The organism is Candidatus Symbiopectobacterium sp. NZEC135 (genome assembly GCF_025962695.1).
The window spans coordinates 13,561-36,389 of sequence record NZ_JAGFPF010000042.1 but is presented as its reverse complement, the minus strand read 5'-3'; the positions used below and the strand labels follow the sequence as shown (position 1 = coordinate 36,389).

Genomic DNA, 22,829 nt, shown 5'->3' with positions numbered 1-22,829 from the left:
GATGCGATGGCGGCATTGCTCTCTGCCGGTCATCCAACCAATGAAATTGATAAAATTCAAAAGGGGAGTTGCACCGGTGCCAGCCAGATATTCATGGTCTTTGATCCTGCCCAGCTCGGTGGTAGCGAATTCAGCGACCGCTTGGCTGATAGTATTGCTGACTACGTGAAGACATCACAACCTGCTGAAGGTAAAAGTGCTGTCTATTTCCCGGGTGAAATGGAAGTCAAAATGCGTGAGCAGCAACGCGCTCAAGGGATTGTTGTTGATGACGGCGTCTGGGCTGAGGTTGTCGCGTTAGCGAAATAAGGGGGAAGCGATGATAGTTGGCAATATTGCACAATTAGCCGCGTCTCGTTTGGAGTTACCGGCAGCAATCTATCAGGTGCTGGAGACATTGAAGGGGATTGATTTCGATCACCATCCTGACGGCGAAATGCATCAGCAAGACGTGGTGTACAAAACGTTTCAGGCAACGACAGCACCGAGTCAGACACGTGTAGCAGAAACGCATCGTGACAACATTGACGTGCAATTCGTTATTTCTGGACAAGAACGGTTGGAATACCGACCTGCACTACAGTCGCTACCTGACGATCCGCATCCTGAACAAGACAACTACTTCTATCGCGATAAGGCAGGTACAGAGAAGGATATCGTGTTAACGCCGGGTGATTTTGTCATTTTATTCCCGTGGGATATTCATGCACCACTTTGCGTGGTAGAGCATGAAGCCCCCGTGCGTAAAGTGGTGGCTAAGGTTCCTGTACGTCTATTGCACCCAGGTTCATGAGCTTGAGTTAACCCCTCTCAGACAGAATACGACGGCCTACATTGCTCTGAAATTCAGCGAGGTAGGCCGCCGATATCTGTTATGACTTGCCGGGAAAAACACAAAGGAAAAGAAGGCAGGTAAGACAAAGAATTAGCATGTATTATGAAGGGTAATACTTTCGAATAGTTAAAAGCGATGTATGGAAACTTCCTTTCAGATCAACAGTAATGAACCGGTAAACCAGCAAATCTATCGTATCCTGCGTAAGGATATCGTGGAGTGCGCGATTCCGCCGGGTAAGTTACTGTCAGAAAAAGAGATATCAACCCGTTTTTCCGTTTCGCGCCAGCCGGTGCGCGAGGCGTTTATCAAATTGGCAGAAGCGGGTCTGGTGCAGGTATTGCCGCAGCGCGGTACTTTCGTCATGAAAATTTCGGAACAACGGGTGGCTGACGCGCGTTTTATTCGCCAGGCGTTAGAGTGCGCCATTGCGCGCCGGGCCGCAGAGTTCGTGACCGATGAGCAATTGCTGGTGCTGGAGCACAATCTGCACCGGCAGGAGTTGGCGGCACAGAATGAGCAGATTCGTGAATTTCTCAGTCTGGATGACGATTTTCACCAACTGCTGACGCAGGTCGCGCGATGTCCACTGGCGTGGGAAACCATCGAGTCAATCAAAGCGACCATGGACCGGGTACGCTTCCTCAGCCTGAGTCAGGTTTCGCCACCGCTGAATCTGATCAAGCAGCACTACCTGATTTTTAACAGCTTGAAAGCACACGATCCAGATGCGGCAGAAGCGGCAATCCGTGAGCACCTGCAAGAGATGATCTACTCAATAACGCCGATAGCCGAGCAAAATCGCGATTGGTTTGATCACCCATAGCGGGTTAGAGGGCGGGACATTCGTGCATCGGGCGCGGTAACACGCCCGAACGGAAAGGGTTGCCGTGTTATGCGCGGCCCAAACGCATCAGCTCATCAGGGGAGAAGTATTCGCTGACCCCGTTGAGTTGCACGCATTTGGCTTTACGAACGTCTTCTCGTTTCAGCTTATCTGCATGAATGGCGGCAATAGTACCCACCAGACGAGAACCGTTTTGCATTACACGACAGCCCGTTTCAAGCGGGTTTCTGTATCTGTCATACGCTGTGTACATAATAACCTCCTTCGTTGACCACAAAAAACCGCTATCGATCCTACTGCCGAACGGTGGCCGTCGCCAAGGTAAAGGGGCGTTTTATGCATAATTTGTATATAAATCTTGGTGTTATATCCTGAGGTAAATAACGCCAGGAGATAACGACGGCGCTATCAGGGTTTGGTGGGAATCTGTCGGAAACGCCAAGCGATATGCAGCGTATTCATCAACACCAGCAGTGCAGTGATGATGAACACCCAGCGAAATCCCATCATGGCGGACACGCCGGAGCCGAGTAACGGACCTGCCACGTTGCCCAGATACATAAAAGACTGGTTGTAGCCAAAAATCCGCCCGGTCACCTGTTGGCTGCTGTATTTCAGCAGTAGCGCCTGTGTGGCGGGCATCAGTGCGCCATCGGCGAAGCCCAGTAAGAAACGCAGTATCCCCAACTGTAGCGAATCACTGATGGTGGACATCAAACAGAAGAGCAGCACGCAGGCCCCCAGTGCAGCGATCAGGACACGATGTGCGCCGATCTTGTCGCCCAGACGCCCCAACCGCGGCGCTGACAGCAGCGCTGAAACGCCGGGGACGGCAGCGATGACACCGCTGAGAAAGGCGAGATTAGTGGTGTCTGGCGTGAGTTCGCGGATAAACAGCGTCAGTATTGGACTGATGGAGCCGTTAGCGAGCTGAATCATCATGGTGGTGACAAACAGGCTGACGATCAGCGCCGGGTAGGGCAGAGAAGAGAACACCGCTTTGCCACTGAGGCGATTCGCTTTAGCCACTTTGACCACCCCTTCTTTGATGGTGAACAAGGTGAGCAAAAAGCAGGTGAACAGTAAGGAGGCAGTGATAAAGAACACCACGCGCAGCCCGACGTGGTCGGCGAGAAAGCCACCGATCAGCGGGCCGATAATCACGCCAGCCACCTGACCAGTTGAAAGCGTGCCCAGTGCCCAGCCGCTTTTTTCACGCGGCACTTGCGAGGCGATCAACGCCATGGCATTGGGAATATAGCCGGAGGTCAGGCCCATCAAGGTGCGTAGAATAAACAGGTGCCAGACGTTACTGGCCATGCCCTGTAGCGCCATGACGATAGCCATGCCGAGCGCGGCGCGCAGTAGCATCAGCTTGCGCCCTTTGCGATCGGCCAGACTGCCCCACAGCGGCGCGACGATGGCCGAGACCAGAAATGAAGAACTGAAAATCAGCCCTGACCACAAACTGAGTGATGCATGGTCGGTGACGCCGAGTTGTTCAATATAGAGTGGCAGGAACGGCAGAATCTGGCTCATGGCAAGGCCAGTAAAAAAGCATCCCACCCAGGCGGCGTATAAGTTGAGTTTCCAGGTTTCCATGGCGTCCTGCATGCCGTCGCAGCGCGGCAGCGTTACGGGTAAAACAGCGAGATCGGCGCGATATTGGCCGCTGAACGAACTTGCCTTCACGGCGACAGCCGGGAAACTATCACGCTAGGTGATTAAAAGTTCTTCATAGTTTAATACGATAACATAACGCACGCCGAGATGAGCTATCAGCACGTGTGAATATCGCCAGTTCATGAACGTGACAGTGCGCATACAAAAAAATTTTGTGATGCGCGTCACAAAAACTTGCGTCCCGAATATGACGAGCGTACACTCTGTTAACAGAAGACAACATCACCTGCAACTTCATTATCGGTAACGTTAAAAAGGCCAAAAATCGTGCGTAAACTACTGAAAAGAATCCTGGCTGCTTATGTTCTTGCCCACAAAGATGTTCCGCCGGGCGCTATGTACTGATAGCCATCGCTAAATAAAAAAAGCCGTGAAAACGGCTTTTTTTATTGTTCCATCCTTAACGTTGTTTACACATCTCGTAGCGATGAGTGATTGATTTTTGCTCAGCATTAAGCAAGAATTAACCTACAGGTAATTCGATATTTTCTTGAATTACTCGCCAACATTATTCTGTCTGAACGTCAAAAAGTCACACCGTGAGGGCTCCATGCCACAACAATTGCTGAACCCGGCCAGAGTAACCGAGGTTTTCGCTCATCTGAACGAAACACCTGATAACCGTGCCGTGTATTCGGAGTTGGTAAACGGCAATGATGTTACCGCGCAGATCAAGGGCGTCTCGCTGGCACCTGGCTACCGGGTAGTGAGAGTGGATGATCGTAACAAAGGCAAAATTCAGCAATCTCATTTCGAGCTGGCGTTGATTAATGACCTGACGGAAGAGGTTGTGTATTACAACCGTGTCATCATTCAGCCTGACAGTTATCTGAAATGCAGACCCGTTACACAAATACTGGTGTGGCGAACCCAGAAGCCCAAGCACCGCGCTGTGCTTCATGATTTCGCAGGTATTATCTTCATCAGTTATCTGTTAGAGCGTTATGACATTATCGTTTCGGATAGAAACCAGACGCATGAAGGCATGTCGTTCTGGCAAGCAAGGATGTATGATGCTCTTGCACTTGGGCTGCATTTGTATGCATACGACATGATAACCTGTGAGCTGCGTGAAATGACCAATGAAGCGGAGCTTGAGCGAGGTGAAACCTGGCTTTGGGGGGAAATAGATCACTTCCAGAACCGGTTAGCCATTATCTCTAAGTTTAAGCTGCCGGTCGCTGAATAACAAAGCCCTTTACGGAACGTGTTATTGCTGACAACACCCATTCTCCTCCCCTTCGTCATCCTCGGTGAAAGCCGGGGATCTTTGTGATAATAAACGTGTTTCACCTGCCAGAGATCCTCCGCCTGCGCGGAGGATGACGAGTAGGGCTAATACGTTCCGTTTTCCCTTCCTGTTCTAGCCCCGCGTGGCCCTTTTAGATCGGCAGCAAAATACCAAACCAACTCAGCCAGCAACCTGGTTATGAGCGGTTCAGATTCTGGCGATAACGCGCGCTCCGTCAGTAATTTCCCCAAGGCAAGGCAGTAATCACAGAGCAGATCGGCATCGGGCTCAAAGCAAACAGGGGTAGCAGGAAACGTATCGGCAGTGAGGCTTTCCACCAGATGTGGGGCAACGGGGTCATTCAGGGTCGTGCGCAACAAGGTAAGGCATGTCATCAGTCGGCCACACAGTGCCTGCTTTAACGCTGGTTCGGCGCTTTCAATCAGTGCTTCGGCGAAACGTTCACTGTGAGTGGCAAGAACGGTGAAATCCGTGGTAGAGCAGAAAGGGACGACAAGTAACGGGTGCATTTGGGTGAGGGTTGTAGCCATAAGGCAGCCTCCAGTGAGTAACGAACTTTCTCCACCACTGGAGAGGTCAATCTCACGGGTGGTGGAGCCGGACGAGGTTGACCTTACCGGCCTCACTGACACCGGCGCGTCTTACGACGCCCTCGCCCGGCCCACCATTGAGGTGTAGCTGTGCGCACGACACAAAAAAAGCGCAAACGCGCCGAATGTCGTCAGTGAAGTGTGGTTCAGGAGGTCAATCCCGGCACCTGATTTTGCAGGTGCGGGTAAAAGATACCGTTATTGCAGGGGTACGGCAAGGGATCTGCGGCGACAAGCGTTGAGGATGTTTATTCTGGAAGCGGCCTCGCACAATCGATTGAGTATATTAGTGATTACCTCAAAAGAAGGAATTTAATCATTTATCCATAATTCATCCGAAGATGGAGAACTAGAATGGATTTTTCCTATTGCTAAGTAATGGAAGTGGCTCTATATTTTTCATTATTTAAAGTCACGGAGTAATGAATGATTATGAGGTTTGCAAACTTGACTGTAAACCAGCTTGTAAACTGATATTGGTACCTAATGTCAGTTTTCTGATACTCCCTTTCTACTACGATAAGTGTCAAGGTGGTTGACACCTCCGGTTGATTTATAACGCACTACTGGAAGTAAATAAAACCATAACAAATACTATATTCGACAATGTTTGATTAATATTTCACTTTATTTGTATAGAGGATGCAACTATATTTATTATGCGCACCAATCCCGGTGCGAAAAATGGTAAAGGATTAACTAATGTCTAAATTAGCCAAAGAAATTACCACGAACAAAGCAACAGTAACCGTTGCTGCTGATAAAAAAGACGCTCAGAAAGCATTGATTCAATCTATGCTGGACAGTGTTTCTGGTGGTTGGGTTAATGCTTTCGCTCGCTGGTCCAGAAGTTGGTAATTGATGTTTATGTAGGGTGGGTAACTGCCCTGCATTTTTTCATTCGTCGACCTGTGGTGCTCACAATGATTACAAAGAAAAAAATAAAGCATCTTGAAATAATTCTAAAGGTTAGTGAGCGATGCAACATTAATTGTACGTATTGCTATGTTTTTAATTTGGGAAATGACATGGCGATAAATTCAAAACCAATTATTTCTCATGATGTTATTGAAAATTTGAGGAGGTTCTTTGAACGGGCATCTCAGGAGTATGACATTGAAACAGTTCAGGTTGATTTCCATGGTGGCGAGCCGTTAATGATGGGTAAAGAAAAATTTGAAAATGCCTGCAAAGAACTTGTTTCGGAAAATTATAACAAAACAAAACTTAACCTGGCATGCCAAACAAATGCCATTCTTATTGATGATGATTGGGTCGATATCTTCTCAAAATATAATATCAGTGTCGGTATATCTATTGATGGGCCTAAACACATCAATGACAGGCACCGTCTAGACAGAAAAGGTCGTAGTACCTATGAAGGCACCGTAAAGGGGCTAGAAATGTTGCAGAAAGCCTGGAGAACTGGCCGGCTGATAGATGAACCTGGTATTTTATGTGTCGCTAATCCGTCTGTAAAAGGGGCAGAAATTTATCGTCATTTTGTCGATGTGTTGAAATGTAAAAAATTTGATTTTCTTATCCCTGATGAAAGTCATGACACATGCATAAATCCTGACGGTCTATCCGATTTTTATTGCTCAGCACTTGATGAGTTCTTTTCTGATGCAGATAGAAATGTATATATACGCTATTTCCATACGCATATGCAAGCAATGCTGAACTCAGCGTTCAATCCAGTAATGGGTGTGAGTAAATCAGGGAGTGATACTCTCGCTTTCACTGTGAGTTCTGATGGTGAGCTTTATGTTGACGATACACTCAGGGCTACCAATGACGCTATATTTACGCCTATTGGTAATATTCAGGATTTAATGCTCTCAGAAATCATTAATTCATGGCAGATGCAAAAATATATGGCGGTAAATAATCAACTGCCGACCGCATGTATTGACTGTGTTTGGCAAAAAGTATGTGGCGGTGGTCGCCATATTCAACGCTATTCAAAAGCTGATGATTTTAACCGTGAAACCGTGTTTTGCCCCTCAGTAAGAAAGAACATGAGCCATGCGGCTTCATATCTGATTGAATCTGGAATATCAGAGGATATTATTATGCGGAATTTAGAGGTTAAATCATGATGAAACAACTTTCTTGGTTACTTCTTCTGTTTTCCAGTATTAGCATGGCGAGCATCCCTACAGATTCTTGGCGTTTGCGATATGATGAACGTGGCCTGCCATTAATTGATGTTCAGATCGTTAACAGGTTGCACACATTAATGCTAGATACTGGTAGTGGGGAAAGCATACACCTTCATAAATATGATTTAGATAAATTGATTGCTCATCCAAGTCTTAACGCTACCCAACAAGCACCTCGTCGGCTGATCGATGTGTCTGGTGGTGAAAATAAGGTTTCTGCCTGGAAATTTAATCGATTACTTATTTCCAACATCTCTTTTTATGATGTTGAAGTTGTGAGTTTTAAACCATGGGGGTTAAGCATAGGGGGGGGGCAACCTGTTAATGAAGTGCTGGGGCTTGGACTTTTTCACAATCGTCGGGTTCTGATGGACTTTAAACATGATCGACTGCAGATGTTGGATCATCTGCCTTCGGACATGGGTAACTGGTCATCTTATCCAATAGAGAAAACAGCGTCTGGATTACGTATTACAGCAGCTGTGCGCAACACACCTTTGCGTTTGATTGTCGATACGGGTGCCAGCCACTCTCTCCTGTTTTCCGACCGCTTACCTGCAGGCACCCTTTTTTCTGGTTGCCGTGTTATTGAGCCTGAAGCATCCAACTTAGATTGCAGGGTATCAAAAATCATTTTTACAGATGATGCAGGAAAGTTTCGTGATGATTTGGCTATCGTAACCAATGGGAAAACGCCCCCGGAAGTGGATTTTGATGGGCTGCTGGGCATGAAATTTATGCGGGGTCACAAGGTGATCATCGATATGCCTGAACGCATGCTCCATATCAGTCGTTAGTACGATGAACAACGATCACTCTGTTTTTCGCCCCGAGGCGCTAGAGTATAAAAATAACGCGTGGTTGGGTGATTTCACTGTATCAGCGCCATCAGTGTTACCGACAGCTCTGTGGTGCTCTGTTGGCGTTTTGCTGGTGGCAGTCCTCCTTTTATTTACCCCCTATGCACAGAGGGTCCCAGTAAACGGTCGAGTGATCTATACACCTGCCGCTGCTGAGGCGGTGTTTAATCAAGATGGGGTAATAGGCAGTATAGGGGTAAGCCAGGGGGAAAGAGTAAAAAAAGGGGACATCATTGCGACGCTTTCGCGCGATGTAACATACGTCGGAGGTGGGATGAATCAAGCACTGCAGGACGCAGCTCAGCGTCAAATAACCGAGTTGCAAAAACGCGTGGTGGAACGGCGTATAGAGGGGGACGGAGAACGTCAACGTTTACGTGAAAGAATCGACACCAAAGAACATGAAATTGCAGCGATTCGGACTGCAGTCGCTGCAGAATTAGAACGCAATGCCAGCCTGAAAAAACGGATGGCTTTTTATCAGCAGTTGCTCCTGAAAGGCGTCACTACCGTACAAGAAAAAATTGAGCGTGAAAACGAATATCATCATTCCGTTGCTCAACTGAATATGCACCGAATCAACATCGCGCGCGCACAAGGCGAGCAACTTCAGTTAGTAGAAGCGTTGGCCCAGACGAGTTCACAAGAAAAGCAGTCTCTCGCAGAGATTCAACAACAGAAAGCCACGCTGGAACAGCAGGTGATTAATGCATCTGCTGTGGTGGAGTCCCGCATTGTGGCTCCGCTTGATGGTGTCATAGCCTCAATGAGTATATTGGAAGGCCAGAGGGTTACCGTTGGCACGATTGCCGCCGTTGTGGTGCCAGAGAATGCACGCCCGTTTGTTGAAATGTGGCTTCCTCCATCTGCGTTGCAGGAGGTTAAAACGGGACAGAATGTCCTGATGCGGGTTGCATCACTACCGTGGGAATGGTTTGGGAAAGTGCCTGGTACCGTCGTAGCGATAAGCGCGAGTCCTGAGGCGCTTACGGGAAATAACCGACGTTTTCGAGTGCTGATTGTGCCAGATGCTGGTATGCGAACTCTCCCTGTGGGCGTAGAGGTTGAGGCCGATATATTGACCACGCATCGGCGCATCTGGGAATGGCTTTTTTCACCTGTAAAACAGAGTATTAACCGCGTTATGGCTGAGAGCTGACAAATGTTTTTTTTCTGGCAGAAAACACCGCTGATTTTACAGTCAGAAACGAATGAGTGCGGGTTAGCTTGTTTGGCTATGATGACAGGCTATTTCGGCAAACGTGTAGACCTTGCATCTGCGCGCACCCTCCATAGGACAACCCATCACGGGATAACACTGCGCGAACTCATCACGGCATTTGAGCAGGTGGGGATGATGGCACGTGCTTCAAGAATGGAACTTGACGAGCTTCGCTCACTCAGTCGCCCGGTCATTCTTCACTGGTCATTCAATCACTTTGTGGTTTTGGTGAAAGTGACGCACCTTAGGGCCATCATCCATGACCCTGCCATGGGTCGTCGCAGTATATCAATACGTGAGCTGTCGGATAAATTTACTGGCTTCATCGTGGAAGCGTGGCCAGCGGAGACATTCGATAAAAAACCGCTGGAAATGAGTGTTACTGTCTCTGACCTTTTCCACGGAGTTAGGGGACTGAGACATATTTTTTCCGGCGTTCTCGTGCTTTCCGTCTTGGTGGAACTGCTTTCCATTGCCGTGCCTGCCGCGTCACAATTTACTCTCGATACACTCGTTCGGTCATCGGATCGTGAAGGGATATTTTTTGTTGGGATCGTGGTCATTTCTGCGCTGCTGATTAAATCCGCCTTTTCCGTAGTCCGTGCTTGGATATTGATGAACCTCCGTTATGTGCTTGGTGTGAAGTGGGCAGAAATGTTTTTTAATCGGCTTATCCGGCTCACCCTACCTTTTTTTGAAAAACGTCACGTAGGTGATGTAGCATCACGTTTCCAGTCGCTGATAGCCATCCAGGAAGCTTTTACAGCTGACATGGTCGCCTCCATACTCGACGCGATTGTGATCGTCATCTCAATGGTTCTCATTCTTACCTATTCACCTCTCCTGGCTATGGGGCCGCTTGCCGCTGCTGTGGGGTATGCTGTCCTGAAAATGGGCCTGTTCTCTACGTACAGAACCCGTAAGATTGAGCATATTGCCTTTGAAGCGCATCAGTCTTCCCATTTTCTTGAGTCCGTCAGAGCTATCAGTGCCATCAAAATGCTGAACCTGACGCCGGTCCGTCGACGCGAGTGGGTACATCACGTGGTCAACAGTACACATGCAGGAAATCAACTATTCAAACTTGATCTCATGACCAACACGACGGCCGTGCTTTTTGTCGGTTTTTCGGGTATCTACGTGCTTAGCGTGGGCGCTTTAGGGTTCGAGAAAGGGATGACGACTGGCGCGTTATTGGCAGTGATGCTTTATGCCGATATGGTGATCACGCGCACTATAAAATTAGTCAACGCAGTTTCTGACTTCTGTTTGGTATCCATGCACAGCCAGCGCCTGACTGATATTGCTGTTTCGCCTGTAGAACGGGATGATGAAGAAAGGTCGCAGACGCAGTTGAATGGGCATATTGTGATCCGAAACCTATCGTTCCGTCATTCCCCAACCGAACCCAATATATTTGAGGGCATAAACATCGAGGTGAGGCCTGGGGAAAGCGTAGCCATTATTGGGCCGTCTGGATGCGGTAAGTCAACGTTTCTTCATGTACTTGCTGGGCTGTATGAATCCACTGAGGGCGATATTTTTATTAATGGGATGACCATGTCCAATATTGGGAAACGTGAGCTCAGAGAGCATGTTGCTTTTGTCATGCAAGATGACAAATTGCTAGCCGGAACCCTACAGAAAAATATCACTGGATTTTCAGAGTCCCCAGATATGGAACGTATGGCCGAATGCGCTAACTATGCGGCCATTGATGAAGAAATCGACTCATTCCCGTTGGGATATGACTCTATGATTGGCGATATGGGTAGCACCCTTTCAGGAGGACAACGTCAACGTATTTCTATCGCCAGGGCGCTGTATAGACAACCTGGGATTTTGCTGCTTGATGAGGCAACAAGCGATCTCGATATCGACAACGAACAAAAAATCACTCGCTCTATTAGTCGTCTGCCAATAACTCGTATTTTTGTTGCTCATCGACCCGAGATGATTAAGTCAGCAGATAGAGTCTTTAACCTTCAACTGAATGCATGGGTTGAGGAAGATACACCCTAATAATTCGAGTTGCAGTAAGGCGCTTGAGGTGGTTTCGTAAGAAGTGAGACCCATTGATGGGGCGAATAACAAGTGCAGTCAACACACCTGCAACGTGAAGGTATACACCACTTCTACTCGCGAAGGGAAAAAGATTGACCTCGATGCGATGATTAACTGAATAACGCTGTTTTCTGGCGAATGACAGAGGGTGAAAAATGTCGGTGAGTTCCGGTTAATCCCCCTCGTCCAATGGATAACACTGGGCGAGAGTGAAAGCACCAGCAGGACATCTTCAGTATTAGGCGCTAATTCCCTTGCTGTTTTGTCTGCACCTAACGCGAGGCGTTAAGTTCTGCGGAAATTGCTGGGGGGCAGTAAGAGATCTGCGATGATAGGTGCGGCGGAGTCTTGCTCTGGAAGCGGCCTCGCACAACAGTTCGACGTTTAAAATTTATAGAATGTGTCTGCTCAACATCGACAAATAGGGAAATAATTAAACCAAATCTTGCGGTATTATTTTACGGGAACCCAGCCTGCGGCTGGATCCCAGACAGCTAAAAACAGCGTTATATGCTGACCTTAAAGCGCATCAGCAATCGCGCGACCTAAGGTTTCTGTATTACCGCTGCCACCCAAATCTCGGGTTAACGGTGCCTGCGTTGGGCCCTGCGCCAGCACAGTTTCGATAGCCTGTAAAATTGAGGTCCCCGCCTCTGCGTGACCCAGATGCTCCAGCATCATGGCACCGCACCAGATTTGACCAATCGGATTGGCAAGACCTTTCCCTGCGATATCAGGGGCGGAACCGTGCACCGGCTCAAACAGGCTGGGGAAATTGCGTTCGGGGTTGATGTTGGCGGAAGGGGCAATACCGATGGTGCCGGTACAGGCGGGGCCAAGATCGGAAAGGATATCGCCAAACAGGTTGCTGGCGACCACCACATCAAACCAGTCGGGATGCAGTACAAAGTTGGCGGTGAGAATATCGATATGGAATTTGTCGACTTTCACCTCTGGGTATTGCTGCCCCATTGCGGCAACGCGGGTGTCCCAGTACGGCATGGTGATGGCAATACCGTTGGATTTGGTGGCAGATGTCAGGTGCTTACGCGGTCGTTTCTGCGCCAGTTCATAGGCGAATTTCAGGATGCGATCGACGCCGACGCGCGTCATCACGGTTTCCTGCATCACGATCTCACGCTCAGTGCCTTCAAACATCATGCCGCCGACGCTGGAGTATTCCCCTTCGGTATTTTCGCGCACCACGTAGAAATCAATATCGCCGGGGTTGCGGTTGGCGAGCGGCGCTTTAACGCCGGGCATCAAGCGGCACGGACGTAAGTTGACGTACTGATCGAAATCGCGGCGGAATTTGAGCAGCGATCCCCAGAGCGACACGTGATCGGGCACCACTTCAGGCCAGCCAACGGCACCAAAATAGAGAGCATCAAAGCCTTTCAACAGCTCAAACCAATTGTCCGGCAACATTTTGCCGTGCTTGAGGTAGTAGTCGGCGCTGGCAAAATCAAACCATTCCCACTGTAATTCAATGCCAAATTGCGCGGCAGCACGCGTAACAACGCGAACGCCTTCTGGCATCACTTCTTTTCCGATGCCATCTCCTGGGATGACAGCAATCTTGTAGCGCGGTACGGACATAAGGGTATTCCTGTTTTTCTATTAGCGGACCCTGAAGAGTGTATTTCTTGTCAAAATGATGAACAATAAGCCTAACGGGAAAGCTATTATTGAATTAAAGGTAACAATCTATGCGGGAAGTGAACGATCTGCTGTTTTTCAGTCGCATTGTCGCGCTGGGCAGCCTAACGGCGGTCGCCAGAGAAAGGGGGCTGTCTCTTCCCGCCATCAGTAAACGGTTAAGCGCGCTGGAACACCGGCTCGGTGTGCAACTGATTCAGCGCACCACCCGGCGGTTAGAGTTGACGCTGGAAGGGCAACTCTACAGCGAAGGCGCGCTGCCCATCCTCAATGACATCGCTGAGCTGGAGAATGTGGTCAGCCGTAGCCAAATGACGTTACGCGGCAAGCTGACGGTAAACGCCTCGTTTGGCTTTGGTCGCCGTCATATTGCCCCGCTGGTGTCTGCGTTCTCCTTGCTGCATCCTGAACTGGAGATACAACTGCAACTGTCGAGCCAGCCCATCAACATGCTCGATGCCGGTATCGACATTGATATCCGCGTCGGTACGCCGCCTGATTCACGCCTGATTGCTCACACGCTGCGTACCAACCATCGTATTCTGTGTGCTTCACCCGACTATCTGGCCAAGAGAGGTCGCCCGCTGACGGTGGCGGATTTAGCCGGACATAATTGTCTGGTGTTGCGTCAGTACGAAAGTGATTATGCGATGTGGCGCTTTTACCGTGACGGTCAGGAGTTTAGCCATAAAGCTGAAGGCAACCTGTCGAGTAACGACGGTGAGGTGGTGATGCGCTATGCGCTGGATGGACGCGGTCTGCTGTTGCGTTCAGCCTGGGATGTTGAACCTTATCTGAAACAGGGCGCATTAGTGGCGTTATTGCCAGACTTTACGACGCAGGATGCTGGCATCCACGCTGTCTATCAGCAACGGCGTCATGTTCCCGCCAGAATTACCACCTTTGTCCGCTATCTTCAGGCAGAAATGGCTGTTTAGATTGAAACGCAGTCGCGTTTTATTAAAGACGCTCAAATTTTTGATCGCTATGGTATCAATTTTAATCCCTTACGCTTGACTTGTGTTGTCGTCAATACGGTGATGACCTGTCTTGTGCCATTTGGGACATTTATCGATGCCTGCGCACAGGTACAATATTGTTAAAAGGAAAGGGTAAAAGAAACCCACAACCTTGTGCACAGAGTCTGGCAGTACCGCAGCGCGACGGAGGCGTACTGTAAGTGCAACCAGGAGGGGGAAACGGCACGGTTTTGATTCAATGCCTAATAGGGGTGGTATGACGATGGTTAAAGCAGAAGAAGCGGCAATGAAAATACTTGTCAATGCGGATGAATCACGCAGCCTGTGCCTGGAGGCGTTGCAGGCAGCACGTCATGGTCAGGTTGAACAAGCCAATGCGTTAATGACCCGCGCAGACAGGTTTGCAAGAGTTGCGCATCAGGTTCAAACGCAGTTGGTTGCACGCGAAACGGTTGTGCCGATGACGTCGATTATGGCGCATGCGCAAGACCACTTGATGACGTCATTATTGGTGCGAGAGTTGGCGAACGAAATGCTGTATCTATACCAGCGTTAGCAACCAACGTTATGTGTCGAAGGGCGGGAATAGGCCTGTACCGTCTTTTAGCTGGACGATACAGGCGGTGGTGCGTTGATTAGCGGGTGGCTTTGATTGCCGCGACCAACGTATTCATCTGTTCGCCGATCAGTGCCGCAATTTTTTCGTCATGCAAATTGCCCTGATCGTCAAAACCGCCAGCAAACGCGTTAGCGAACACTTCCGGCTTGTTAAGCGGTTGCAGATTCAGGAACACGGCGCTTTGGCGCAGGTGATACTGTGCACGTGACGTTCCCATACCGCCGCCCGCCCCCATCAGCGCCACCGGTTTGCCGCTCAGCGGCTGGCTGTCTGGCAGCCGTGAAAGCCAGTCGAGGATGTTCTTCAATGCTGGTGCCATGGAGTAGTTGTACTCGGTGCAGGCAAAGACAAATCCATCAGCCTGTTGTGCCTGACTCGCGATGCGCTGCACGGCAGCGGGCATCTCGGTCAGATCGGCATTGTAGAACGGCACATCCAGCAGGTCGGCGATCTCAAGGGTGGTATCCGCTGGCAGAGCGGCTTGCGCTGCGCGCAACAGCCCTTTATTCGCAGAGGCGCGACGCAGGCTGCCCGCAATGCCTAATAGTCGTAGGGTGCTCATGGTATTTCCTTAAAATTCAGCATCAATATCAACAACAGAAATCAGTTTGTGGTTCACAAACTCTTTAATGCCCAGCCCGGTCAGTTCGCGTCCGTAACCAGAACGGCGGATGCCGCCAAACGGCAGATCGGCCTTCACTCGGGTTGGATGGTTAACGTACACCATCCCGGTGGAGAGGCGAGCAGCAACATCAGCCCCGTGTTTGCCGTTACGGGTGAACACCGAACCTCCGAGACCGAACGGTGAATCGTTGGCAATACGTACCGCATCATCTTCATCTTTAGCACGGAACAGCATCGAGACTGGGCCAAAAAATTCCGTATGATAGGCAGGATTATCCGGCGTAACGTCGGTAAGTATAGTCGGTTGTACGAAGGCCCCTTGCGTCGGCACTTTCGGGCCCACTTCCAGCGCCGTAGCGCCGTGTGACACCGCCAGTTGGATCTTCTGCCTTACTTCATCAGCGGCCTGTTGGGAAGAGAGCGGAGCCAGCGTGGTGCTTTCATCCAACGGATCGCCTGTGCGCAATGCAGCAACCCCCTGGGTGTAGCGGTCGAGAAACGCGTCATACACGGCATCTTCAATGATCATGCGTTTGGAAGAGACGCACACCTGCCCGCCGTTCCAGTGGCGACCAAACACGGCCCACTTGACGGTTTTTTCCAAATCAGCGTCTTTCAACACCACGAATGCGTCGGCACCGCCCAATTCCAGCGTGGATTTCTTCAGGGCAAGTGCGGCCTGCTGGGCAACGGTGGCACCCGCGCCTTCCGAACCGGTTAAGGCTACGCCCTGTACGCGCGGATCGTTAAGGATCATTTCGATGTGCTTGCGGGTGGCATACAGGTTGGTAAACGCCCCTTTAGGCAAACCGGCATCGTGCATCAGTTTTTCAAACCGGGCGGCACTTTGCGGCACGTTGGAGGCATGTTTTAACAGAATGGTGTTACCGGCAGAAAGCTGCGGTGCGATGATGCGCGCGATCTGATAGTAAGGGAAATTCCACGGTTCGATAGCGAGCAGCACGCCCAGCGGTTCGTGCACGATCTGCGCGGTCGCTTCTTTCGGGTTGGCGACTGGCAGCGTTTCGGGGGCCAGCAAGCCTTCCGCGTGTTTAACGTAGTACTCGAAAATTTGAGCGGATAACTCGACTTCTGCCCGTGCTTCAGCAACCAGCTTGCCCATTTCCAGCGTCAGCAGGCGTGCCATTTCTTCTTTATGTTGACGCAGCAGGGTGGCGGCCTTTTGTAGAATGGCCCCTCGGGTGGAGAAGGGAGTTTCTTTCCATGCCAGGAAAGCGTTATGTGCTTGACTGATGGCGTCAGTGACTTCTGCGTCAGTGGCGTCGGGGAACGTTTTAATGACTTCACCCGTATACGGGTTGATAGTGGCATATCCCACGGTAAACCTCCTGAAAACAAACTGTTCAAGATACCCGCGATCTCATATGTTGCTTAGTAAGGTATCAACTGATAATTCACACCATTTCAGGTTGCTCCACAGTGAACATTCGGCTCCTGCTTGCATAGCGATGGCGAGGAGGCTGTGGAGTCACCTCTGACGCCGTGATGGTGAAGCGATGCTATCCCGGCGTCATCAAGCTATAATACGCTTAGCTAAAAACAATACAATATTAACCGCATTGCGATACACTTTTGGGGCGAGTGATGAATAAAACGGCGGGGATACAGGTTATCTCCAGAGCAATCAAAATATTACGGCTGCTGCACGAACGGGGCACCAGCCTGGGAGAACTGGCGCGTTTGACGGATCTCCCTCGCTCTACCGTGCAGCGTATTGTCGATACCCTGGCGGCGGAACACCTGGTGGAGTGCGGCGAAGGCGGAGTGCGGCTGGGGTGGGGCATCAATGAGCTGGCGAGAAATGCCTATTCTGACGTGGCAGCACAGTTGCGCCATCCGCTTGAACTGCTGTTTGAAAAGACGCGTGAAACGGTCGATATTTCGACCTTTCATGGTCGGGAAGTGATCTTCCTCGATCGTATCATCAGCGATCAGGCGGTGCGTGTGGTGCCAATACACGATCGTCCCAAGCCGGTTTATGCCATGGCGAACGGCAAGGCGATGCTCTCGCTATTAACCGATGCGCAGATTACGGCACTGCTACACGATCAGATGCCCGCGTTAACCCCCCAGACGCTGGTTTCACTGCCAGCGCTGCTGCAACAGATAGCAGCAGTGCGCGCCGACGGATTTTCTTATGACCGGGAAGAGCATGCAGAAGGCGTGTGTGCCGTTGGGATTGCCTTGCCGGTACCAGGAAGACCGGCGCATGCATTGTCCGTGGTGCTGCCTTCCTATCGTTTTGCTGCTCGTCTTCCGGCCATTCAGCAGGCGCTGGAAGAAGTGCGAGAAATGTGCCTGTGCATCCTTTCCCCGCGCAGTAAGTAACGGGCGCACAGATTATGGCTGTTAATGGCATATAACACATGTATAATTAATTTATGTGGAATTATATGCTTTTCTTATGGCTAATGTGAGTCGATCATGAGGTCAGCGGCAGTGCCAACAAAAACCAACCCGCTGGCAACGGCACATACCTTAAAGGATGATATTTACGGACTGGCACTGGGCGTGATGTTTATCGCCGTCGGCCTGAATCTGCTTAAATTTTCCGGCATGGTGACGGGTGGTATTGCCGGTATCGCACTGCTTATCTCTTACTATTTACCGCTGCCTATCGGGTTACTGTTCACCCTAGTTAACATCCCGTTTCTGGTATTTTGCTATTTCAGCATGGGGCGTGCCTTCACGATAAAAACGCTGATTGTCAGTATCACTCTGGGCTTGGCGACGCAGGCGGTACCGATGTTAATCACCATCAGCTATCTGCACCCGCTGTTTGCCGCCCTGGTGGGGGGCACCTTTATTGGCATGGGGATACTGTCCCTTGCGCGCCATAATGCGTCGGTTGGCGGCACGGGGGTGGTGACGCTGTGGATGTACCGTCGCTTTGGCATCAATGCAGGTAAAAGCCAGATGGCATTGGATGCGCTGGTGTTTCTTCTCTCTCTGATCAAAATGCCGTTGCTGCTATTGCTGTGGTCAGCGCTCAGTGCGCTGGCCATGAATGCCATGTTGATGAACTGGCACAAACCGGGGCGCTATCAGGGCGGTGATGCCTGATGTCCGGCGAGTACGCTATCCCATAGCTTCTCTGCCCCTGTCGCAAGCCGTGCTGCCGGACGATAGAGCCGGATATCCAGCGGAATCGTCCATTTCTCTTCGTGGTGGGTTGCCCGACAAATAGCTCCACTTTTCTCACTTTCAGCGGCCAGCGCGTGCGGCAGCCAGGCGACGCCTTCACCGGCTTTCACCAGCGCCAGCAGCGTGGCGGCCAAATCGGATGTGAACACCGTTTCCATGGTGCGTGTCAGGCGATGCAGTGGCGCAGTATTGCTGATAATGCGCCCCAATCCAGAATCCTCGCTGTAAGCGAGAAACGGAAACCTTTCCTGAGCGTCAACCCGCCACTTGGCGCTATGGGGGGCCGTGGCGGGAATGCTATAGGGAATGAGCCGATCCTGACCGAGCGAAATGCTCATAAACTTCTGTGTTGGCAGGTGTAACTGCATATGCGGATGGTGGTGGCACAGCAAAAATTGTGCTCCCCCCTGCGTCAGCATGCGTTCACAAGCGTGCAGAGTGGCGGAAACCAACTGAAAGGCGCTATCACGCGAGATGTCGCTGTTATTTCTCAGCCAATCGGGAATAAAGGTGAACGAGAGCGCATGGGTGGCGCACATAATGACCTCAGGGGCGCGCTGTTCGACGCTGTCACGCGTTTCGCTGCGCAGGGCATAGAGTGCTCGAATCAGATCCGGTGCCTGATGGAAAAAGACCTCTCCCGCCCGTGTCAGCCGTGCACCGCGTCGGTTACGTTCAAACAGCGCCACGCCGACCCAGGCTTCCAGAGCCTGAATACGTCGACTGAATGCTGGCTGTGTCACATAACGTGCAGCCGCCGCTTTTGAAAAGTTGAGCGACTCGGCCAGCGCTATCCCGTCTTCTAACCAGGCCAGCTCTAAGTGATGCCGATTTGGCATTACAGCGCTCCTTTTTCGCATTGGTCATTCGTCAAACAATACCCCTACTATAGACGCTATAGCGTGCTTTAGGGCATCGCTCTCTCAGAGTATGACATTTTCCATGTGAAGAAAACGGCATAACAGCGTGTATGACACGGGGGTGTTTTTGCCGCTGGATTAGCGACCATCAGGAGATTTGGCTATGCGTATTATCGATGTGTGTGAAGTCACCAAACCCATCGCCTCCCCGATCAGAAATGCTTACATCGATTTTTCACACATGACGACCAGCCTGGTCGCCGTCGTGACCGATGTGGTGCGCGATGGTCGACGGGTCGTCGGGTACGGGTTTAACTCCAACGGGCGCTACGGGCAGGGCGGTTTGATTCGCGAGCGCTTTCGTCCACGGATTCTGGAAGCAGACCCGGAAACGCTGCTTAATGCGCGTGGTGATAATCTCGATCCCGATCGGGTGTGGAACACCATGATGAAAAATGAAAAGCCGGGCGGGCACGGTGAGCGCTCGGTCGCGGTAGGAACACTGGATATGGCGATTTGGGATGCGACCGCCAAAATTGCCGGTATGCCGCTGTTTCATCTGCTGGCGGATAGCAAAGGCGTGCGCGCCAATCCGCGCGTGTTCGTTTACGCTGCGGGCGGCTACTACTATCCGGGCAAAGAGCTGGATGCATTGAAGCAGGAGATGCGTGGCTATCTGCGTCGTGGTTACACCGTGGTGAAAATGAAGATTGGCGGCGCGTCGATAGCGGAAGATCGTCGGCGTATTGAGGCCGTGCTCGACGAGATTGGCAGCGAGGCCCAGCTTGCCGTGGATGCTAATGGGCGTTTCGACCTGGAAACCGGCATCGCTTATGCCAAGATGCTGCGTGATTACCCGCTGTTTTGGTATGAAGAGGTGGGCGATCCGCTGGATTATGCCCTTCAGGCGGCGTTGAGTGAATTCTATCCGGGGCCGATGGCCACGGGAGAAAATCTGTTCTCGCATCAGGATGCGCGTAATCTGTTGCGTTATGGCGGTATGCGCCCGGACAGAGATTACCTGCAATTTGATTGCGCCCTGTCCTATGGCTTGTGTGAATACCTGCGCACGCTTGAGGTGCTGGAGCAGTTTGGCTGGTCGCCTGCGCGCTGCATTCCACACGGCGGGCATCAAATGTCACTGAATATCGCCGCCGGGTTGGGGTTGGGCGGCAATGAAAGCTACCCGGACCTGTTCCAGCCTTACGGCGGATTCCCCGATGCCGTTCGGGTGGAACAAGGACATATTGTGATGCCGGAACTGCCGGGTATTGGCTTTGAAGGCAAAAGCGATTTGATTGCCGAAATGCGCGCGTTGGCGGAATAAACGGTGTGTTAAGGCTGGCGTGTTGCGCCAGCCTGAAACAGTCAGAAACAAGCCAGATAGTTTCCCAACAGCTTTTTCAACTGAACCTGCAAGGCGGCGGCTTTCTCTGCGTGCCAGGCAAAGGGCGCTTGCTCTTCCATGTAGTTACACTGTGCCAGTTCCAACTGCACCGCATGTTGTTGTTGCGCGGGCTGCCCGTAGCGGGTGATGTAGCCGCCTTTGAAACGCCCGTTAATCACCCAGCTGTATTGATCCTGCGCTTCACAGCATGCGCGTATTGTTGCTTCTACCTCGTGGGAACAGCTTTCGCCACCGTTGGTGCCGATGTTCAAATCGGGCAGCTTGCCATCAAACAGGCGCGGAATGTGTGACGCAATAGAGTGGGCATCGAACAGCAGCGCGTAGCCGTAACGTGCTTTGAGGCGAGCAAGTTCTTGCTGGATTTGCTGGTGATAGGGCTGCCAGATATGTTGCAGGTAGCCGTTACGTTGCTCAGACGTCGGTGTTTTACCCGAGACAAAGGTCGGCGTGCCGTCAAACAAGGTACTGGGAAACAGCCCGGTGGTGGCGCTGGCGTAGAGCGGCGTATCGTCGGCAGGGCGGTTGAGATCGACCACCATGCGCGAATAGTGGCCCACCAACACACTGGCTCCCATCTCGCGCACAAAATCATACAGGTGTGGAATATGCCAATCGGTATCCGGCTGAGGGCGTGCGGCATCACTCAGTCCGTCTTCGACTTCGGGCGTGAGTCGGGTTCCAGCGTGGGGAATACTGACCAGCAACGGCAGCGTGCCGCTTTGAAAATCAAACGGTTCCATGACGAACACTCCCTCGATAAACGGTGGTGCAGGGCAATTGCCCACCCAGCCAATAGGTTAATTCTGCCGGACGCGCTACCGGCCAGTGTACAAAATCGGCCACTTTGCCGATGTCCAGCGATCCGTGGCTCGCTTGCAGCCCTAGCGCTTGGGCTGCGTGGTAGGTGACGCCGGCCAATGCTTCTTCTGGCGTGAGTCGAAACAACGTGCACGCCATATTGAGCATCAGGCGCAGCGAAAGGGCGGGTGAAGTGCCGGGATTAGCATCGCTCGCGATAGCCATGGGTACGCCGTATTGGCGCAGCAGTTCCACCGGCGGTCGCTGCGTTTCGCGCAGCAGGTAAAAAGCACCGGGCAGCAGAACGGCGACCGTGCCGCTGGCGGCCATGGCCTGCACGTCTTGTTCCGTCAGGTATTCCAGATGATCCGCAGAGAGCGCATGGTAGCGTGCCGCCAAGGAACTGCCGCCCAGTGCTGAGAGTTGCTCTGCGTGCAGTTTCACCGGCAGCCCAAGTGTCGTTGCGGTGTTAAACAGCGTTTCAACCTGCGCGGGTGAAAAGGCCAGATGTTCGCAGAACGCATCTACCGCATCGGCCAAATGTTCTTGCGCGACCTGCGGCAGCAACCGATCGCAAAGTGTGGCAATCCACGCGTCGGCACGCCCTTCGTATTCCGGTGGAACGGCGTGGGCCGCCAGACAGGTAGCAATCACCTGCGCGGGCACCTGCGCAGCCAACTGGCGTATGGCGCGTAGCATTTTTATTTCGTTGTCGATATCCAGCCCATAGCCGGATTTGATCTCGACGGTGGTGACGCCTTCGGCTAACAGCAAGGCTAATCGTTGTCGTGCGCTTTCGACTAACTGCTGTTCCGTTGCGGCACGCGTGGCACGCACGGTGGAAAGAATCCCTCCACCGTTGGCGGCGATATCGGCATAGCTTACGCCATTAAGACGCTGTTCGAATTCGTCGCTGCGATCGCCACCGAACATCAGGTGAGTGTGGCAATCAATAAAACCTGGCGTGATGATACCGCCGTCGAAATGGGTGGTGGTCGCGGCGTCGTAGGCCGGTAGCTGTGCCTGGGGCCCTGCCCAGGCGATCTTGCCCTCTGCTACGGCCAGCGCGCCATCATGAATGATCTGGTAGCGTCCATCGCGCAGGGTGACGAGATCTGCGCCGAGCCACAGGCTGTCGCAGGATAATCGTTGAGTCATGATGTCACTCTTCTTGTATATACAACCAAAGACAAGCTAA

24 protein-coding genes are annotated in these 22,829 nt (G+C 51.4%); 15 read left to right on the top strand and 9 right to left on the bottom strand.

Features of this window, described 5'->3' with window-relative positions:
- From J5224_RS17570 to J5224_RS17560, 3 genes are all read left to right on the top strand, one after another.
- Window positions 1-309 (top strand): Ldh family oxidoreductase (locus J5224_RS17570; RefSeq protein ID WP_264626600.1); only part of this gene is annotated, 309 nt, incomplete at its 5' end.
- Between the two features lie 10 nt (window positions 310-319).
- On the top strand, window positions 320-793 hold the full coding sequence (locus J5224_RS17565; protein WP_264626599.1) for a YhcH/YjgK/YiaL family protein: 474 nt from the start codon (window positions 320-322) through the stop codon (window positions 791-793).
- A 181-nt stretch (window positions 794-974) separates the two neighbouring features.
- On the top strand, window positions 975-1,661 hold the full coding sequence (locus J5224_RS17560) for a GntR family transcriptional regulator (protein WP_264626598.1): 687 nt from the start codon (window positions 975-977) through the stop codon (window positions 1,659-1,661).
- A 67-nt stretch (window positions 1,662-1,728) separates the two neighbouring features.
- Here the strand turns inward: J5224_RS17560 and ydfZ are convergent, their stop codons facing one another.
- A complete protein-coding gene (ydfZ, locus tag J5224_RS17555; RefSeq protein WP_222158499.1) occupies window positions 1,729-1,935 on the bottom strand; it encodes a putative selenium delivery protein YdfZ in 207 nt (68 codons plus the stop codon).
- Between the two features lie 155 nt (window positions 1,936-2,090).
- Window positions 2,091-3,284 (bottom strand): multidrug efflux MFS transporter, encoded by a 1,194-nt coding sequence (locus tag J5224_RS17550; RefSeq protein ID WP_264626606.1) that lies wholly within the window; start codon window positions 3,282-3,284, stop codon window positions 2,091-2,093.
- Between the two features lie 348 nt (window positions 3,285-3,632).
- Here J5224_RS17550 and azuC point away from each other — a divergent pair, with 348 nt between their 5' ends.
- Together azuC and J5224_RS17545 are read left to right on the top strand one after the other, a co-directional pair.
- The gene (azuC, locus tag J5224_RS35795; RefSeq protein ID WP_350338160.1) at window positions 3,633-3,710 is read left to right on the top strand and encodes a stress response protein AzuC; all 78 of its coding nucleotides are present in this window, start codon (window positions 3,633-3,635) and stop codon (window positions 3,708-3,710) included.
- A gap of 205 nt (window positions 3,711-3,915) precedes the next feature.
- Window positions 3,916-4,554: a hypothetical protein gene (locus J5224_RS17545; RefSeq protein ID WP_264626597.1), complete on the top strand. Its 639-nt coding sequence runs from the start codon at window positions 3,916-3,918 to the stop codon at window positions 4,552-4,554.
- 146 nt (window positions 4,555-4,700) lie between these two features.
- On the opposite strand, the gene J5224_RS17540 is transcribed toward J5224_RS17545, so the two are convergent.
- Window positions 4,701-5,147 carry a hypothetical protein gene (locus J5224_RS17540; RefSeq protein WP_264626596.1) on the bottom strand — a complete coding sequence of 149 codons (447 nt, stop codon included), beginning with the start codon at window positions 5,145-5,147 and terminating at the stop codon, window positions 4,701-4,703.
- Between the two features lie 762 nt (window positions 5,148-5,909).
- Between J5224_RS17540 and xyeA the strand changes: the two genes are divergently transcribed.
- From xyeA to J5224_RS17515, 5 genes are all read left to right on the top strand, one after another.
- Window positions 5,910-6,065, top strand: a complete 156-nt coding sequence (xyeA, locus tag J5224_RS17535) for a XyeA family cyclophane-containing RiPP triceptide (RefSeq protein ID WP_264626595.1) — start codon at window positions 5,910-5,912, stop codon at window positions 6,063-6,065.
- A 65-nt stretch (window positions 6,066-6,130) separates the two neighbouring features.
- Window positions 6,131-7,309, top strand: a complete 1,179-nt coding sequence (gene xyeB, locus J5224_RS17530) for a cyclophane-forming radical SAM/SPASM peptide maturase XyeB (protein WP_319802452.1) — start codon at window positions 6,131-6,133, stop codon at window positions 7,307-7,309.
- Window positions 7,306-8,169, top strand: a complete 864-nt coding sequence (locus J5224_RS17525) for a hypothetical protein (protein WP_264626594.1) — start codon at window positions 7,306-7,308, stop codon at window positions 8,167-8,169. Before xyeB ends, J5224_RS17525 begins: the two co-directional genes overlap by 4 nt.
- 4 nt (window positions 8,170-8,173) lie before the next feature.
- Window positions 8,174-9,391 (top strand): HlyD family secretion protein, encoded by a 1,218-nt coding sequence (locus tag J5224_RS17520; RefSeq protein ID WP_264626593.1) that lies wholly within the window; start codon window positions 8,174-8,176, stop codon window positions 9,389-9,391.
- A gap of 3 nt (window positions 9,392-9,394) precedes the next feature.
- Window positions 9,395-11,476 carry a peptidase domain-containing ABC transporter gene (locus tag J5224_RS17515; RefSeq protein ID WP_264626592.1) on the top strand — a complete coding sequence of 694 codons (2,082 nt, stop codon included), beginning with the start codon at window positions 9,395-9,397 and terminating at the stop codon, window positions 11,474-11,476.
- Window positions 11,477-12,037: 561 nt separating this feature from the next.
- Here the strand turns inward: J5224_RS17515 and J5224_RS17510 are convergent.
- Complete coding sequence (locus J5224_RS17510) at window positions 12,038-13,117, bottom strand: tartrate dehydrogenase (RefSeq protein ID WP_264626591.1); 1,080 nt, start codon at window positions 13,115-13,117, stop codon at window positions 12,038-12,040.
- Window positions 13,118-13,227: 110 nt separating this feature from the next.
- Between J5224_RS17510 and J5224_RS17505 the strand changes: the two genes are divergently transcribed.
- Complete coding sequence (locus J5224_RS17505) at window positions 13,228-14,115, top strand: LysR family transcriptional regulator (protein WP_264626590.1); 888 nt, start codon at window positions 13,228-13,230, stop codon at window positions 14,113-14,115.
- Window positions 14,116-14,419: 304 nt separating this feature from the next.
- The gene (locus J5224_RS17500; protein WP_264626604.1) at window positions 14,420-14,713 is read left to right on the top strand and encodes a PTS lactose/cellobiose transporter subunit IIA; all 294 of its coding nucleotides are present in this window, start codon (window positions 14,420-14,422) and stop codon (window positions 14,711-14,713) included.
- Window positions 14,714-14,792: 79 nt separating this feature from the next.
- Here J5224_RS17500 and J5224_RS17495 read toward each other — a convergent pair whose 3' ends face one another.
- Both J5224_RS17495 and J5224_RS17490 read right to left on the bottom strand, forming a co-directional pair.
- Window positions 14,793-15,338 (bottom strand): NADPH-dependent FMN reductase, encoded by a 546-nt coding sequence (locus J5224_RS17495; RefSeq protein ID WP_264626589.1) that lies wholly within the window; start codon window positions 15,336-15,338, stop codon window positions 14,793-14,795.
- A 9-nt stretch (window positions 15,339-15,347) separates the two neighbouring features.
- Window positions 15,348-16,739, bottom strand: a complete 1,392-nt coding sequence (locus J5224_RS17490; RefSeq protein ID WP_264626588.1) for an NAD-dependent succinate-semialdehyde dehydrogenase — start codon at window positions 16,737-16,739, stop codon at window positions 15,348-15,350.
- Window positions 16,740-17,005: 266 nt separating this feature from the next.
- Between J5224_RS17490 and J5224_RS17485 the strand changes: the two genes are divergently transcribed.
- Both J5224_RS17485 and J5224_RS17480 read left to right on the top strand, forming a co-directional pair.
- Window positions 17,006-17,749, top strand: a complete 744-nt coding sequence (locus J5224_RS17485) for an IclR family transcriptional regulator (protein ID WP_264626587.1) — start codon at window positions 17,006-17,008, stop codon at window positions 17,747-17,749.
- 111 nt (window positions 17,750-17,860) lie between these two features.
- A complete protein-coding gene (locus J5224_RS17480) occupies window positions 17,861-18,484 on the top strand; it encodes a YitT family protein (protein WP_264626586.1) in 624 nt (207 codons plus the stop codon).
- Here the strand turns inward: J5224_RS17480 and J5224_RS17475 are convergent.
- Window positions 18,466-19,404 (bottom strand): LysR family transcriptional regulator, encoded by a 939-nt coding sequence (locus J5224_RS17475; protein WP_264626585.1) that lies wholly within the window; start codon window positions 19,402-19,404, stop codon window positions 18,466-18,468. The genes J5224_RS17480 and J5224_RS17475 overlap by 19 nt on opposite strands.
- Before the next feature lie 178 nt (window positions 19,405-19,582).
- Here J5224_RS17475 and J5224_RS17470 point away from each other — a divergent pair, with 178 nt between their 5' ends.
- Window positions 19,583-20,752: a mandelate racemase/muconate lactonizing enzyme family protein gene (locus J5224_RS17470; protein ID WP_264626584.1), complete on the top strand. Its 1,170-nt coding sequence runs from the start codon at window positions 19,583-19,585 to the stop codon at window positions 20,750-20,752.
- A gap of 41 nt (window positions 20,753-20,793) precedes the next feature.
- Here the strand turns inward: J5224_RS17470 and hutG are convergent, their stop codons facing one another.
- Both hutG and hutI read right to left on the bottom strand, forming a co-directional pair.
- On the bottom strand, window positions 20,794-21,573 hold the full coding sequence (hutG, locus tag J5224_RS17465; RefSeq protein WP_264626583.1) for an N-formylglutamate deformylase: 780 nt from the start codon (window positions 21,571-21,573) through the stop codon (window positions 20,794-20,796).
- Window positions 21,560-22,789 (bottom strand): imidazolonepropionase, encoded by a 1,230-nt coding sequence (gene hutI / locus J5224_RS17460; protein WP_264626582.1) that lies wholly within the window; start codon window positions 22,787-22,789, stop codon window positions 21,560-21,562. Before hutI ends, hutG begins: the two co-directional genes overlap by 14 nt.
- Window positions 22,790-22,829 lie beyond the last annotated feature (40 nt).

Excerpts from the sequence above, each read along its gene's own strand:
- ydfZ (WP_222158499.1), bottom strand. The coding sequence starts at position 1,935 with ATGTACACAGCGTATGACAGATACAGAAACCCGCTTGAAACGGGCTGT.
- J5224_RS17540 (WP_264626596.1), bottom strand. The coding sequence starts at position 5,147 with ATGGCTACAACCCTCACCCAAATGCACCCGTTACTTGTCGTCCCTTTC.
- J5224_RS17510 (WP_264626591.1), bottom strand. The coding sequence starts at position 13,117 with ATGTCCGTACCGCGCTACAAGATTGCTGTCATCCCAGGAGATGGCATC.
- J5224_RS17515 (WP_264626592.1), top strand. The coding sequence starts at position 9,395 with ATGTTTTTTTTCTGGCAGAAAACACCGCTGATTTTACAGTCAGAAACG.
- J5224_RS17500 (WP_264626604.1), top strand. The coding sequence starts at position 14,420 with ATGGTTAAAGCAGAAGAAGCGGCAATGAAAATACTTGTCAATGCGGAT.
- J5224_RS17560 (WP_264626598.1), top strand. The coding sequence starts at position 975 with ATGGAAACTTCCTTTCAGATCAACAGTAATGAACCGGTAAACCAGCAA.
- J5224_RS17495 (WP_264626589.1), bottom strand. The coding sequence starts at position 15,338 with ATGAGCACCCTACGACTATTAGGCATTGCGGGCAGCCTGCGTCGCGCC.
- xyeA (WP_264626595.1), top strand. The coding sequence starts at position 5,910 with ATGTCTAAATTAGCCAAAGAAATTACCACGAACAAAGCAACAGTAACC.
- xyeB (WP_319802452.1), top strand. The coding sequence starts at position 6,131 with ATGATTACAAAGAAAAAAATAAAGCATCTTGAAATAATTCTAAAGGTT.
- J5224_RS17505 (WP_264626590.1), top strand. The coding sequence starts at position 13,228 with ATGCGGGAAGTGAACGATCTGCTGTTTTTCAGTCGCATTGTCGCGCTG.
- J5224_RS17525 (WP_264626594.1), top strand. The coding sequence starts at position 7,306 with ATGATGAAACAACTTTCTTGGTTACTTCTTCTGTTTTCCAGTATTAGC.
- hutG (WP_264626583.1), bottom strand. The coding sequence starts at position 21,573 with ATGGAACCGTTTGATTTTCAAAGCGGCACGCTGCCGTTGCTGGTCAGT.
- J5224_RS17550 (WP_264626606.1), bottom strand. The coding sequence starts at position 3,284 with ATGGAAACCTGGAAACTCAACTTATACGCCGCCTGGGTGGGATGCTTT.
- J5224_RS17545 (WP_264626597.1), top strand. The coding sequence starts at position 3,916 with ATGCCACAACAATTGCTGAACCCGGCCAGAGTAACCGAGGTTTTCGCT.
- J5224_RS17520 (WP_264626593.1), top strand. The coding sequence starts at position 8,174 with ATGAACAACGATCACTCTGTTTTTCGCCCCGAGGCGCTAGAGTATAAA.
- J5224_RS17475 (WP_264626585.1), bottom strand. The coding sequence starts at position 19,404 with ATGCCAAATCGGCATCACTTAGAGCTGGCCTGGTTAGAAGACGGGATA.
- hutI (WP_264626582.1), bottom strand. The coding sequence starts at position 22,789 with ATGACTCAACGATTATCCTGCGACAGCCTGTGGCTCGGCGCAGATCTC.
- J5224_RS17565 (WP_264626599.1), top strand. The coding sequence starts at position 320 with ATGATAGTTGGCAATATTGCACAATTAGCCGCGTCTCGTTTGGAGTTA.
- J5224_RS17485 (WP_264626587.1), top strand. The coding sequence starts at position 17,006 with ATGAATAAAACGGCGGGGATACAGGTTATCTCCAGAGCAATCAAAATA.